Annotated in this window: 11 protein-coding genes; 1 reads left to right on the forward strand and 10 read right to left on the reverse strand. The window is 38.8% G+C overall.

Features of this window, described 5'->3' with window-relative positions:
- Nucleotides 1-6: 6 nt before the first annotated feature.
- The 6 genes from hemL to hemA form a co-directional block, all read right to left on the reverse strand.
- Entirely contained in the window at nucleotides 7-1,296 is a 1,290-nt protein-coding gene (hemL, locus tag NQ185_RS02710; protein ID WP_257579980.1) for a glutamate-1-semialdehyde 2,1-aminomutase, read from the reverse strand.
- Nucleotides 1,297-1,495: 199 nt separating this feature from the next.
- A complete protein-coding gene (gene hemB / locus NQ185_RS02715; RefSeq protein WP_257579981.1) occupies nucleotides 1,496-2,482 on the reverse strand; it encodes a porphobilinogen synthase in 987 nt (328 codons plus the stop codon).
- A gap of 6 nt (nucleotides 2,483-2,488) precedes the next feature.
- Nucleotides 2,489-3,295, reverse strand: coding sequence for a uroporphyrinogen-III synthase (locus NQ185_RS02720; protein WP_257579983.1), 807 nt, complete (start codon nucleotides 3,293-3,295; stop codon nucleotides 2,489-2,491).
- Nucleotides 3,292-4,224, reverse strand: a complete 933-nt coding sequence (gene hemC / locus NQ185_RS02725) for a hydroxymethylbilane synthase (protein ID WP_257579984.1) — start codon at nucleotides 4,222-4,224, stop codon at nucleotides 3,292-3,294. Before hemC ends, NQ185_RS02720 begins: the two co-directional genes overlap by 4 nt.
- A gap of 26 nt (nucleotides 4,225-4,250) precedes the next feature.
- Nucleotides 4,251-5,078 (reverse strand): cytochrome c biogenesis protein, encoded by an 828-nt coding sequence (locus tag NQ185_RS02730; protein ID WP_257579985.1) that lies wholly within the window; start codon nucleotides 5,076-5,078, stop codon nucleotides 4,251-4,253.
- Nucleotides 5,079-5,091: 13 nt separating this feature from the next.
- On the reverse strand, nucleotides 5,092-6,426 hold the full coding sequence (hemA, locus tag NQ185_RS02735) for a glutamyl-tRNA reductase (RefSeq protein ID WP_257579986.1): 1,335 nt from the start codon (nucleotides 6,424-6,426) through the stop codon (nucleotides 5,092-5,094).
- Nucleotides 6,427-6,612: 186 nt separating this feature from the next.
- Between hemA and NQ185_RS02740 the strand changes: the two genes are divergently transcribed.
- A complete protein-coding gene (locus tag NQ185_RS02740) occupies nucleotides 6,613-7,101 on the forward strand; it encodes a LiaI-LiaF-like domain-containing protein (RefSeq protein ID WP_257579988.1) in 489 nt (162 codons plus the stop codon).
- Nucleotides 7,102-7,139: 38 nt separating this feature from the next.
- On the opposite strand, the gene yihA is transcribed toward NQ185_RS02740, so the two are convergent.
- From yihA to clpX, 4 genes are all read right to left on the reverse strand, one after another.
- Nucleotides 7,140-7,727 (reverse strand): ribosome biogenesis GTP-binding protein YihA/YsxC, encoded by a 588-nt coding sequence (yihA, locus tag NQ185_RS02745; RefSeq protein WP_257579989.1) that lies wholly within the window; start codon nucleotides 7,725-7,727, stop codon nucleotides 7,140-7,142.
- A 2-nt stretch (nucleotides 7,728-7,729) separates the two neighbouring features.
- Nucleotides 7,730-10,000 carry an endopeptidase La gene (lon, locus tag NQ185_RS02750; protein ID WP_373370765.1) on the reverse strand — a complete coding sequence of 757 codons (2,271 nt, stop codon included), beginning with the start codon at nucleotides 9,998-10,000 and terminating at the stop codon, nucleotides 7,730-7,732.
- Nucleotides 10,001-10,247: 247 nt separating this feature from the next.
- Nucleotides 10,248-11,915 carry an ATP-dependent protease LonB gene (lonB, locus tag NQ185_RS02755; protein WP_257579991.1) on the reverse strand — a complete coding sequence of 556 codons (1,668 nt, stop codon included), beginning with the start codon at nucleotides 11,913-11,915 and terminating at the stop codon, nucleotides 10,248-10,250.
- A 453-nt stretch (nucleotides 11,916-12,368) separates the two neighbouring features.
- The gene (clpX, locus tag NQ185_RS02760) at nucleotides 12,369-13,634 is read right to left on the reverse strand and encodes an ATP-dependent protease ATP-binding subunit ClpX (protein ID WP_257579992.1); all 1,266 of its coding nucleotides are present in this window, start codon (nucleotides 13,632-13,634) and stop codon (nucleotides 12,369-12,371) included.
- Between the last annotated feature and the right edge of the window lie 99 nt (nucleotides 13,635-13,733).

A 13,733-nucleotide genomic window follows, 5' to 3' on the forward strand; every position in this document is an offset into this window, starting at 1 on the left:
ACATTTTCACTTTTTAATCTCACTAAATGTAGTTTTAAGGGCTGTAATTGTTTTTGCAATATCTTCGTCTGTATGAGCAGTCGAAAGGAATAGGCCTTCAAATTGTGACGGCGGTAAAAACACACCGTTATTTGCCATTTCCTTGTAATAGCTCGCAAATAATGCCAAATCTGATTTCTTAGCACTTTCATAATTAATTACTTTTTCATTCGTGAAGAAAATGCCAATCATAGAACCGGCACGATTAATTGTATGGGGAATATCATACATTTCTGCCGCCTCTTTCAAGCCTGCTTCCAATTGATCAGCCTTTCGGTTGAATTCCTCATACGTTCCAGGATTCAGCTGGGAAAGTGTCTCATATCCAGCTGTCATTGCAAGGGGATTCCCAGAAAGTGTACCCGCTTGGTAGATTGGCCCGCTTGGAGCAATATGCGCCATAATTTCTGCCCTGCCGCCATATGCACCAACAGGGAGGCCACCGCCAATTACTTTTCCTAAACAAGTCAAGTCAGGTGTAATCCCAAAATACCCTTGAGCGCAATTATAGCCGACACGGAAACCCGTCATGACCTCATCAAAAATTAATAGTGCCCCAAACTCATTTGTAACTTCCCGGAGTCCTTCTAAAAATCCTGGAAGAGGGGGAACTACACCCATATTTCCAGCTACTGGCTCGACGATAATACAAGCGATGTCTTCACCAAACTCTTTAAAGGCGTACTGAACACTTTCTAAATCATTATACGGAACGGTAATCGTATTTTTAGCGACACTTTCAGGTACTCCAGGGCTATCAGGCAATCCGAGTGTGGCAACACCTGAACCAGCTTTGATTAAAAGAGAATCCCCATGACCGTGATAGCAGCCCTCGAATTTCAAAATTTTATTTCGACCAGTATAGCCCCTAGCAAGACGCAAAGCACTCATCGTTGCTTCCGTTCCAGAGGAAACCATCCGAATGATCTCGATGGATGGAACTCGGTCTGTAACAAGCTTAGCAAGTTTGTTTTCTATAACGGTTGGGGCACCAAAGCTCGTCCCATTTTCCGCAACCTTTTTTATCGCTTCTACTACTTGATCATTTGCATGTCCAAGAATTAATGGACCCCAAGATAAAACATAGTCAATATACTCATTACCATCAATATCATAGATTCGAGACCCTTTTCCTCTCTCCATGAAGATTGGGTCCATGTCCACGGATTTAAATGCACGGACTGGACTATTAACACCACCCGGCATTAAATTGATCGCTTCTTCAAAAGCCTGCTTTGATTTCTCGTAAGAACGCATCGAAAAAACCTCCAACTTATTTGTTCCTATCTAGCGTCAGTGCCTATCGACTAGCAAACTTCTTATCCCCCTCCTTACGATAAGTCAACATCAGGTGAAATTTGAGGTGCCAATTTCACTAGCTCGTTCCTCACCGTGTTTTCTTTATCGCAAGTCTTAGGACCTGAAGTTTGTATGTCGATGAACAGGCGCTTTCGCTTTAGTTCCTTGCTTCTTTCAACCACTTAGCAACATCTTTTGCAAAATAAGTAATAATGATATCAGTTCCTGCACGTTTTAAACCTGTGAGCATTTCCATCACAATCGCTTCTTCATTTATCCATCCATTTGCAGCCGCTGCTTTAATCATGGAATATTCACCACTAACATTATATGCAACGATAGGAGCATTGAAGTTGTTTTTTACATCTCTAATAATATCCATATAGGAAAGTGCCGGCTTCACAATTAGAAAATCTGCCCCTTCCTCAATATCAGACTGTGCTTCTCTTAAAGCTTCCATCCTATTGGCAGGATCCATTTGATATGTTTTCCGGTCGCCAAATTGTGGTGTACTATTTGCCGCGTCCCTAAATGGACCATAAAAAGCAGAAGAATATTTGACAGCGTAAGACATGATCGGAATATGTTCAAAGCCTTCCTCGTCCAATCCTTGTCTAATTGCCGCAACAAACCCATCCATCATATTGGAAGGAGCAATGATATCTGCTCCAGCTTTCGCTTGACTTATCGCGGTTTTTACAAGTAATCCAAGACTTTCGTCATTTAAAACATATCCGTTCTCAACAACCCCACAATGTCCATGATCGGTATATTCGCATAAACACGTATCCGCTACGACAAGCAGCTCAGGATAATGTTTTTTTACTTCCCTCGTTGCTTCCTGGACAATCCCATGATCATGGAACGCTCCTGTTCCACAGTCATCCTTTTCTTTCGGAACCCCGAATAAAATAACCGATTTTATGCCGAGGTTAACAATCTCATCTAGTTCCTCCTTTAATAGATCCAAGGAAATTTGAAAAACGCCCGGCATGGAAGAAACTTCATTTTTTTCATTTACTCCTTCTACAATAAAGAGCGGATAAATAAAGTCCTCCACATGTAAATGTGTTTCGCGTACCATCGATCTAATATTTGCGGAATGTCGTAATCTCCGATGCCTTTTAAATTCAAGTTTTCCCATTGCTTATCATTCCTTTCCTAGACTTGCTTGTTGAAAAAATATACATATCTCATGGAACATATCGTCAATCGTAAAATTTTTGGGACAAATATGTGTAGAGTAACCTGCTTGTTCAATCGTTCTTTTTGTTACAGTGCCAATTGCAGCAAATAACAGCTTTTTGGCATGCGGCTCAAGATGATGCTGACCCACAATTTTTATAAAATGATTGAATGTAGACGGACTTGTAAAAGCAGCTACATCAAGCAAATCATCTTCCAAAAAATGGAGCAGCTTATCCGTTTCTTTCGTTGGATAATACGTTTCATATACAATCCATTCATCTGCGGTAAATCCCCTTGTCCTGAAACTTTCCGCAATAATATTACTTGCAAGATTCCCTTTTGGAATCAAAACTTTCTTCCCAGTTAATCCTTGATTAAAAAACTCACGGGCAAAATCTTCAGCAGTATACACATTCGGCATAAAACGGGAAGGAAGCCGATAACGACTAAGAGCTTCCCTCGTTTTTTCACCAACAACTGCAAATTGGATATTGCCTTTATGAAATATGTGTTCATTGGCTTTGCCATTTATTTGTTGAAAAAAATAATGAACGCCATTTTTACTCGTGAAAATAATCCATTCATATTGATTCATATTTTTAATAAAAATAGCTGCATTTTGATCATGATGTGCACGAAAATCAATTAGAGGGACCATGTGAGGTATCCCTCCCATTGATGCAACATCCATACAAAACTTATCGCCTTGGTCACCACCACGTGTGATGAGAACATGCTTGCCTTTTAACGGAAGCTCTTTACTTTTCATTTTTCCAATTCGTCCTTTACTTGATCAATCAAATCCTTTGCTCCTTGATCAATTAAAAGTTTGGAAGCTTTTTCGCCAACTAACCGTGGTTCCCACCCAGTGACTTTTTCTTTGTACACTATTTTTCCATCAGGAGATGCGACGAGAGTGGTAAGCTCAATCTCATTATTATCCAGAATTCTTCCGTATCCCGCTATTGGCACTTGGCAACTTCCTTCCATTTCATGCAAAAAGACACGTTCAGCTTCAACAGCACGAGCAGTAATATCAGATGTTAGTTTCGCCAAATGCTCAAGCAACTCTAGATCATTCGATCGGCATTCGATCCCAAGCGCCCCTTGTCCAATAGCAGGCAGACAATTTTCAGGCTCCAAAAATTCGGTTGCTATGTCTGTACTCCACCCCATACGGGAAAGTCCAGCAGCAGCTAAGATAATAGCATCGTAATCCTCTGTTTCAAGCTTACTTAAACGGGTTTCTATATTTCCACGAATCCATTTAATTTCCAAATCAGGACGTATTGCCAAAATTTGAGCACTTCTTCTTAAACTGCTCGTACCTATTTTTGCACCTGCTGGAAGATCTTTAAGCTTAATATGGTCCTTTGAGATCAACACGTCACGCGGGTCTTCTCTTTCAGGAATACAACCGATGACTAGTCCATCTGGAAGAACAGCAGGCATATCCTTCATGCTATGAACGGCCATATCAATTTCACCATCAATCATGGCTTGTTCTATTTCTTTAACGAAAAGACCCTTTCCTCCCACCTTTGATAGGGTTACGTCAAGAATGCGATCACCTTTCGTCACAATTTCTTTTACCTCAAATTCAAAAGGAGCCCCTAGCTTTTCCAGTTGTTCACGAACCCAGTTTGTCTGTGTTAATGCCAGTTTACTTCTTCTTGAGCCAATGATGATTTTTCGCATGAAATGATCTCCTGCCTTTTTATAAATTACTCATACCATATATGAAAATTTGATAATCGACTTATGAAAATAAAATTAACCAATACAATAAGAAACGCTGCTGTGTTCCATAAAGCGAGCGTTTTTCCGTACATTTGCTTTTTTCTATACAAATATAAGACTAAACTGTAAATCAATAACACGAAAAAGGAACCAATGATTTTTGGATCATACCATTGAAAGAATGAAAGTTTCATAAAAGCCCATTGCAAACCAAGAATAAGGCTTAAAAGAAGCATAGGTATCCCAATTAAGTTTAATACATAAGATATTTTCTCTAAATTAGCCAAATCACTCAAGCGCCAAAGACGTTGTATCCATATCTTTCCTTTTAGCAATTTATACTGAAGCAAATAGAGTGCCGAAAAGACAAAGGATAATGTAAATGCACCGTATGATAATATAGCCATTGTAATATGAATAAATAATAATTCCGAAATAAGCAGTTCTGCCATTGCCGGCCGTTGGATCGGAGCAAACGCATGGATGGCCATAATCGTAAACCCGAGAACATTCGTAAAAAATACTGTGAAATCCACCTTTAATATTCGATGGATCATAAGGGAGAGTGTTATGAGCACCCAAGAATAAAAATAAAGACCTTCAAATAATGTAAGCACAGGAAATCTTCCTGTTTCCAACATATATAGACATAAAAAAATTGTTTGAAGAATCCAAACAATCGAAAGAAGCAGGAAGGCAAGTCGATTTGCCTTCCGATTGTGTTCAAGAAAATCAAAAAAGTACAATAAAATAGATAAAGCATATATAACAATAACAATTTCCGGCAATCTCAACATCATTAGCTCTATCATTTCACACGTCCTCTTAGGATTGGAAAGTAGGAAGCGGGAAAGACACTGGATGCTTCTCTCGTTGTTCTGCTTGTCCACTACTAGAAGCTTCTAAATCAAATATTTGTTTAAATAAAGCGATTTTTTCAGCCGCCATAGGTTCCCCTGAAAATTCCTTCACTTGTAAAATAGGATCCTTTAACAGCTGATTAATAATGCTTTTTGTATGTTTATTAATTATTTTCCGCTCGCGGTCAGTTAAATCCGGTAATTTTCGCTCAATACTTTCCATCGTATTTAGTTGGATGGCATTCGCTTTTTCACGCAGTGCTGAGATGACAGGAACGACCCCAAGTGTATTAACCCACTCATTAAAGGAAGTTATTTCTGAATCAATCATGGACGAGATTTTTTCAGCGGCTTTTTTTCTTTCCACCATATTGGCTTCAACAATTCCTTCAAGATCATCTATATCATATAAAAAGGCACTATCCAATTCGGAAACAGCTGGATCAATATCTCTAGGGACAGCAATATCCATAAGAAATAAAGGACGCCCTCTTCGAATTTTCTCCATATTGGCAAGCATGTTTTTATCGATTACATAGCCATTCGCACCAGTGGAGCTTATGACTATATCCGCTTCTATCAGCGCACATTGCAGCTCAGTAAGCTTTTTAGCCTTACCAGAAAACTGTTCGGCTAGCGACTGTGCTTTTTCGAATGTCCTATTTACAACAGTCACCTTTGTAGCACCATTGGAATAAAGATTTTTTATCGCAAGCTCGCCCATTTTACCTGCACCAATAACAAGGACATGTTTATCCTTTAAATTACCAAACACCTTTTTAGCCAGTTCTACTGCGGCGTAACTAACAGAAACAGCATTGGCACCTATATCCGTCTCCGAATGTGCACGCTTAGCAACCGTTATCGCCTGCTTTGCTAAATGATTAAAAATAGTGCCAGTAACACCTTTTTCTTGGGCGATGAGGAAACTATTTCTAATTTGGCCAAGTATTTGCGTCTCCCCAAGAACCATTGAATTCAAACCACAAGTCACATTAAAAAGGTGCTCTACAGCAGATTCATGTTCATGAATATATAAGTGGTCTACAAATTCCTCTTGATCCACATTAAACCATTCTGATAAAAATTGTTTTATATAGTAGCGTCCAGTATGCAATTGGTCCACAACCGCATATACTTCCGTACGATTACAAGTGGAAACAATCATATTTTCCAAAATACTTTTTTTTCTTTTTAACGTTGTCATGGCTAAAGGCAAGTCCGTTTCAGAAAAAGCAAGCCTTTCCCTTATTTCAACTGGAGCCGTTTTATAATTGAGTCCTACTTCAATGATGTGCATTAAATTCTTGCACCTCCAGATTTATTGCTCTTATCGTCTATTATACCACGTCAGATTAGAAGAATTCTAAAAAGATGTGAACAGATCTTGAAAGGTGTGTTATATTAAAAACATAATTGATTTATTCTTATGTAACATAACAAATGGGTTGAAGAAATACAAGTTTACAGGATTGGTGTCAATATTATGAAAAAACAATCTTATCTTTCAGGAGTCACATTAATCGGATTTGGCATCTATTTTCTATTTCAGCAATATAATTTTTCCCCTTTTCAAGGATTTTACACATGGCCGACGCTGCTCGTCATCGTAGGAATTGGCTTTCTTGCCAATGGATATTTTGGAAAAGATTATGAATCGATACTCCCTGGAGTAATTTTAACGGGATTAGGGCTTCATTTTCATATAGCCAATAAACTCGAAGCCTGGCCGGATCATGTCGGTATTTTTCTACTTTTAATTGCGGTAGGATTATTACTAAAATATGTTAAAACAGGAACGGGTCTTTTCCAAGGCTTACTTTTCCTTTCCGTATCCGTTGTATTACTTTTTTTCGAGAGATTAGTAGATTGGGCAGTGAGTAAAGGACATAATATCACTAATATTAGCAACTTTCAGCCATATTTTTTTATAATTGTAGGAGCCTATTTTTTATTTATGAAAAAGAAAAAATAGAACGGGCATTAGAGAAAATTCTCTAAATGCCCGTTTTTTTATCTTTTAGAAATATTACTTAATATATTCCATGTCTCGTCTTTACCAAGTCCAGTTTCAGAGGAAAAAACAACAATCTCATCGTTTGGATCAAGGTCAAGTGTTTCTTTCACTATTTTTTTATGTTTATCCCATTTGCCGCGGGGAATTTTATCCGCTTTTGTTGCAACAACTAAACATTTGAGCTCATAATGTTTTAGAAAGTCATACATCATCACATCATCATTTGTTGGAGGGTGGCGCAGATCAACAATCAAAAGAACAGCCAACAACTCTTCCCTTGATGTAAAATATGTTTCAATCATCTGCCCCCATGCTTCCCGCTCTTTTTTTGAAACCTTAGCATACCCGTAGCCCGGAACATCGACAAAATATAGAGATTCTTCTATTTTGTAAAAATTTAGCGTTTGTGTTTTTCCAGGCTTTGATGAGGTTCTTGCCATGCTTTTTCTATTAATCATTTTATTTATAAATGACGACTTTCCGACGTTCGATCTTCCAGCAAGGGCAAATTCCGGAAGGCCCTCACTAGGATATTGCTCAGGTTTTACTGCACTAATGACTAGTTCTACTTGATTTACTTTCATTTTTACTCTCCTGCAAGTGCTGTATTGAGCACTTCATCCATATGTGATACAGGAACAAATTTCAAATCACCACGAACACTTTCTGGAATATCATCAATATCCTTTTCGTTTTCTTTCGGCAAAATGATGGTCGTCAATCCTGCTCTGTGTGCACTTAATGTTTTTTCTTTTAACCCACCGATAGGCAACACTCTGCCCCGAAGCGTAATTTCTCCAGTCATCCCAACTTCTTTTCGAATTGGGCGTCCTGTAAGGGCAGAGACTAATGCTGTAGCGATTGTAATCCCTGCCGACGGACCATCCTTAGGAACAGCCCCTTCTGGAACATGGATATGAATGTCACATGTTTCGTGGAAGTCTTTTTCTAGTTTTAACTCCTCTGCTTTTGAGCGAACATAGCTAAATGCAGCTTGAGCAGATTCCTTCATGACATCTCCCAATTTTCCAGTGAGAACAAGTTTTCCTTTACCGGGGGCAAGGGATACTTCAATTTGCAATGTATCTCCCCCAACAGCGGTATAGGCAAGTCCTGTTGCAACTCCAACTTGGTCTTCCAATTCCGCCTGTCCGTATGTGTATTTCTTTTTCCCAAGCATTTCTTCCAAATAGGCACTTGTGACAATTACTCTTTTTCGTTCACCAGATACGATTATTTTGGCAGCTTTTCGGCAAATGGAGGCAAGTTGTCGTTCTAGCTCGCGCACACCAGCCTCACGTGTATAATAACGAACTAAATGTTTGACGGCTTCATCTCTCATTTGCAGCTGGTTTTTTGTTAATCCATGCTCAATGACCTGCCTAGGAAGTAGATGTTCCTTCGCGATATGAATTTTTTCCAACTCCGTATACCCGGCTATTGTAATGATTTCCATTCGATCACGTAAAGGTCCTGGAATAGTTGCTAAATCATTGGCCGTTGCTAAAAACATTACTTTAGAAAGATCATATGTTTCTTCAATATAGTGGTCGCTAAATGTACTATTTTGGGCTGGATCAAGAACCTCTAACATAGCGGATGAAGGGTCACCACGAAAATCATTCGACATTTTATCAATTTCATCCAATAAAAACACCGGATTAATTGTGCCTGATTTTTTCATACCTTGAATGATTCTTCCTGGCATGGCACCTACATACGTTCTTCTATGTCCACGAATTTCAGATTCATCCCTAACGCCGCCCAAAGATACTCGGACAAAATTCCGTCCCATCGACTCGGCAATAGATCTAGCCAAACTTGTCTTCCCTACTCCAGGAGGACCGACTAAACAAAGAATTGGACTTCTTAACGATTTTGTCAGCTGCTGAACCGCTAAATATTCAAGTACCCGCTCTTTTACCTTTTCAAGTCCAAAATGATCACGTTCAAGAATTTTTTCTGCTTTTTGAATACTCAAATCATCTTTTGTAGCTTTTGTCCAAGGCAAAGATACGAGCCAGTCAATGTAAGTGCGAATTACGGAGCTTTCCGCAGATGTGGAAGGAATTTTTTCGTATCGATCAAGCTCTTTATAAGCTGTCTTTTTTGCATGTTCAGGCATATTCGCTGCTTCAATTTTTTCAGTTAAATCAGCAATTTCGCCCGTTTTTCCTTCTTTATCTCCAAGTTCCTTTTGAATGGCTTTCATTTGCTCACGCAAATAGTATTCTTTTTGTGTTCTTTCCATCGATTGCTTAACACGCTGACCAATTTTCTTTTCTAAATTTAGGACTTCTCTTTCGTTATGAATGATTTTAATAATATTGCTAAGGCGTTGTTTTACGTCAATAGTTTCTAGAATTTGTTGTTTATCTTGGAGCTTTAAAGGTAGATGGGAAGCGATAATATCGGCCATTCTTCCTGGCTCCTCAATATCTGCAACAGTTGCTAATGTTTCAGCCGTAATCTTTTTGGAAAGTTTTATATATTGCTCAAAATACTCAAGCATCGTCCTCATTAACGCTTGGATTTCAATGTCCGGCTCAATTTCATTGTCAAAAAGCTCTAATGTTGCTGCATAATATGTTCCTTGGTTACTTAATGAAGTAAACTTTGCACGTGTTAGCCCTTCTACCAATACTCGAATTGTACCGTTGGGGAGCTTTAACATTTGCTTAACCTTTGTTAATGTCCCCATTTTATAAATATCGTCTTCTTCTGGTTCATCTATGGACACATCTTTTTGCGTTGCTAAGAAAATCAAATGATCATTAAGCATTGCTTGCTCCAATGCTTGTACAGATTGCGCACGTCCAACATCTAAATGAAGCACCATCGTCGGGTATACAAGCATCCCTCTTAATGGCAGAAGAGGAACAAGCGGCTCAGTTTGTTTCTTCAAATCTACACCTCCATAATTGAAAAAGCCTGAGCGAAGCAGTTTACTTCGGTTACATCAGCATAATTAATCTTGTTGTATGTGACCTAAGAAGTACACTGGAAGCGCTCAAGCGAAATAAAAAATTCACATTTCCTTAGAGTCTTTTTTCAATTTTAGCCTATTGAGATGTACAATGTCGAGAAAGAGGCTTTGTATAACATCAAACGCTTTTTTTATTTTGTGGACTAAGTATACTTGGTGACATCATTTCGTGATGATTCGGATGCTTCAATAATGCTTCTTCCAAAACAGTCTCAAGTTTTTTGACAGGAATAACAATAATATCTTCAATTTCTTTTAAGCTCGATTGATTATTATCAAAAGGAATGATGACCGTTTTTGCACCAGCATTTTTAGCGGCTTTTACTTTCGAGAACACACCACCAACAGGTTTGACATCGCCATGTAGTCCGAGTTCTCCTGTCATGGCAATCGTATTTTTCACTGGTATTTTATAAATGGCTGAATAAATGCCTACTGCCATAGCGATTCCAGCCGAAGGACCATCAATCGGTATACCTCCCGGGAAATTAATATGTATATCATATTGATTGGCCGGTACCCCCATCGTTTTTAGGACTGTAATGACATTTTCCACGGAGCCTTTTGCCATACTTTTTCTCTTCACAGATTTTCCTTGTCCATTAATGCTTTCTTCCTCTATAATTCCGTTTATATTTATAGATCCGTTATCGGACGGAAAAACCGTTACTTCAATGTCAAGCAGCATACCACTATTAGGTCCAGAAACTGCCAGCCCATTCACAATACCAACCTCTGGATTTTGTGAAATCATCTTTTCATATCGTGGCGTCATCTGACTAGAACGAATAACCCACTCAATATCTTCATCCCGTATATATTCCCTATCTTCAGTGATTGCCAGTCCAGCAGCAATTTGCATCATATTGACGGCTTCCCTTCCATTTCTAGCATAAGAGGATAATATGGAAAGACCAGTGTCTTTAATATCTAATTGTATTTTATTCGTTGCATTTTTGGCTATTGCGATAACTTCTTGCTGTTCCAATTCTTTGAAAAATACTTCCATGCAACGGGATCTGATAGCTGGCGGTATTTCATTAGGTGTTCTCGTTGTAGCGCCAATAAGACGAAAGTCTGCTGGCAGCCCCCGTTTAAAAATATCATGAATATGAGCAGGGATTTGTGAGTTTTCTTCACTATAATAAGCACTTTCCAAGAAAACTTTTCGATCTTCTAGGACTTTTAATAATTTATTCATTTGGATAGGATGCAATTCCCCAATTTCATCGATGAAAAGAACCCCTCCATGCGCATTCGTCACCGCTCCTTGCTTTGGCTGCGGAATCCCCGCCTGCCCCATCGCTCCTGCTCCTTGATAAATAGGATCATGGACCGAACCGATTAACGGATCAGCTATCCCTCTTTCATCAAATCTTGCGGTTGTCGCGTCTAATTCTACAAAGACAGAGTCGGGCCGAAAAGGAGAACGTTGATTCCTTTTTGCCTCCTCCAGGACCAATCTTGCCGCAGCTGTTTTTCCAACCCCTGGAGGTCCATAAATAATGACATGCTGTGGGTTCGGACCACAAAGCGCAGCCTTTAACGCCTTTATTCCATCTTGCTGTCCAACAATATCGGAAAAGCTCGCTGGACGAACCCTTTCCGCTAATGGCTCAGACAAACGAATACCCCGCATTTTTCTTAATTGTTCCATTTCCTTTTTTGATTCTTTATCAATGGTCACTTTTTGGGAGCGCTGATTCTTAAGTAGATTAAAAAAATACATCCCGATTACGATTCCAAAAAATAGCTGTATCATCAAAACAAGCACTGTCCAATTCATCGCATTGCCTCCTAGAAACACTGATTCACATAGTGATTAGTATTTCCGTCACGGAATGGGAATAAACCGAGTTTTTTCCACTTCTAAAAAAACCCAAACGGTGAGACCCGGCTGAAGCCTTAGCACGGGTACTGTGAGAGTACTATTAAAAAGCAGTTTTTCCCGTAGTTTTGGTCTTGATGAGGTTTGAATCGAGGCTCAAAAACGGTTTTCCAATGATTTCAGTCCCGATTGGGTTCGAATCGAGACTCAAAAACATTTATCCAATGATTTCAGTCCTGATTGGGTTCGAATCGAGACGAAAATCGCTTAACCCCAACGGAAAGCGAAGCAACTGGAACGAAAATCAGCGGACATTTTTCAAAAAATAATACAAAAAAAGGGATGCCCCTAAAAGTAATACTTTTGAGGCATCCTCTTTATTTGTGAAAAAATCCAGAATTTCCACATTTATTATGCAGATGTTTTTTCTGTACCTTTTATGATTGTTCCATCTTCAAGAACAAGTTTTGGCGGTTTGTTATTGACTACTGAATCTTTTGTAATGATACATTTTGTAATATCATCACGTGATAGCAACTCAAACATTACATCAAGCATTATTGTCTCGATAATGGAGCGAAGACCGCGTGCACCAGTTTTTCTTTCGATTGCCTTTTTCGCAATTTCATGAAGGGCCTCGTCTTCAAACTCAAGTTCTACATTATCAAGTTCAAGCATCTTTTGATATTGTTTAACAAGCGCATTTTTAGGCTTAGTTAAAATTTCAATCAACGCTTCTTCATCTAATTGCTCCAAACTTGCAATTACCGGCAAACGTCCGATAAATTCCGGAATTAAGCCAAATCGAAGTAAATCTTCAGGAAGGACTTTCGTAAGCAATCCTTTACTGCTTACTTCTTCCTGCTTAACATCCGATCCAAATCCAATGACCTTTTGGCCCAATCTACGTTTAATAATTTGTTCTACACCATCAAAGGCACCACCACAAATGAACAAAATATTAGTTGTATCAATTTGGATAAATTCCTGATGAGGATGTTTGCGGCCGCCTTGTGGAGGTACGCTCGCCACAGTTCCCTCTAATATTTTCAATAAGGCTTGCTGAACTCCTTCGCCTGACACATCACGTGTAATGGAAGGATTTTCAGATTTACGGGCAATCTTATCGATTTCATCGATATAAATAATCCCTCTTTCAGCCTTTTCAACGTCATAATCTGCTGCTTGAATTAACTTAAGCAGAATATTTTCTACATCCTCACCAACATACCCTGCTTCTGTTAAGGAAGTCGCATCAGCAATGGCAAACGGCACATTAAGAATTCGTGCCAATGTTTGGGCAAGAAGTGTTTTCCCGCTCCCTGTAGGACCAATTAAACAAATATTACTTTTCGCAAGCTCTACATCATCAATCTTACTGTTGGAATTAATCCTTTTATAATGATTATAAACAGCTACGGCGAGAGATTTTTTTGCTTGATCTTGGCCAATTACGTATTCCTTTAATATTTCACGTATTTCCAGAGGTTTCGGTACATCCTTAAATTCTACTTCTTCTTCAGTTCCAAGCTCTTCCTCAACTATTTCAGTACATAGTTCAATACATTCGTCACATATATATACACCAGGGCCAGCAACTAATTTGCGGACCTGTTCTTGTGTTTTTCCACAAAAGGAACATTTAAGTTGCCCTTTTTCCTCATTAAACTTAAACATTGAATCTCACCCCTTTTAAAAGCTACAACTACTACATTCATCGAAATGTCAATAGTTATGTAATGCATTGTAACATATTATTCCGATTAAAACCCGTAA

The organism is Lederbergia panacisoli (genome assembly GCF_024626525.1).
GTDB classification, from domain to species: domain Bacteria; phylum Bacillota; class Bacilli; order Bacillales; family Bacillaceae_C; genus Lederbergia; species Lederbergia panacisoli.

Bases quoted from the DNA above. Each gene is read 5' to 3' on its own strand.
- hemL (WP_257579980.1), bottom strand. From the start codon at position 1,296: ATGCGTTCTTACGAGAAATCAAAGCAGGCTTTTGAAGAAGCGATCAAT.
- NQ185_RS02720 (WP_257579983.1), bottom strand. From the start codon at position 3,295: ATGAAAAGTAAAGAGCTTCCGTTAAAAGGCAAGCATGTTCTCATCACA.
- lonB (WP_257579991.1), bottom strand. From the start codon at position 11,915: ATGAATTGGACAGTGCTTGTTTTGATGATACAGCTATTTTTTGGAATC.
- hemB (WP_257579981.1), bottom strand. From the start codon at position 2,482: ATGGGAAAACTTGAATTTAAAAGGCATCGGAGATTACGACATTCCGCA.
- clpX (WP_257579992.1), bottom strand. From the start codon at position 13,634: ATGTTTAAGTTTAATGAGGAAAAAGGGCAACTTAAATGTTCCTTTTGT.
- NQ185_RS02740 (WP_257579988.1), top strand. From the start codon at position 6,613: ATGAAAAAACAATCTTATCTTTCAGGAGTCACATTAATCGGATTTGGC.
- hemA (WP_257579986.1), bottom strand. From the start codon at position 6,426: ATGCACATCATTGAAGTAGGACTCAATTATAAAACGGCTCCAGTTGAA.
- yihA (WP_257579989.1), bottom strand. From the start codon at position 7,727: ATGAAAGTAAATCAAGTAGAACTAGTCATTAGTGCAGTAAAACCTGAG.
- hemC (WP_257579984.1), bottom strand. From the start codon at position 4,224: ATGCGAAAAATCATCATTGGCTCAAGAAGAAGTAAACTGGCATTAACA.
- lon (WP_373370765.1), bottom strand. From the start codon at position 10,000: ATGCTTGTATACCCGACGATGGTGCTTCATTTAGATGTTGGACGTGCG.
- NQ185_RS02730 (WP_257579985.1), bottom strand. From the start codon at position 5,078: ATGATAGAGCTAATGATGTTGAGATTGCCGGAAATTGTTATTGTTATA.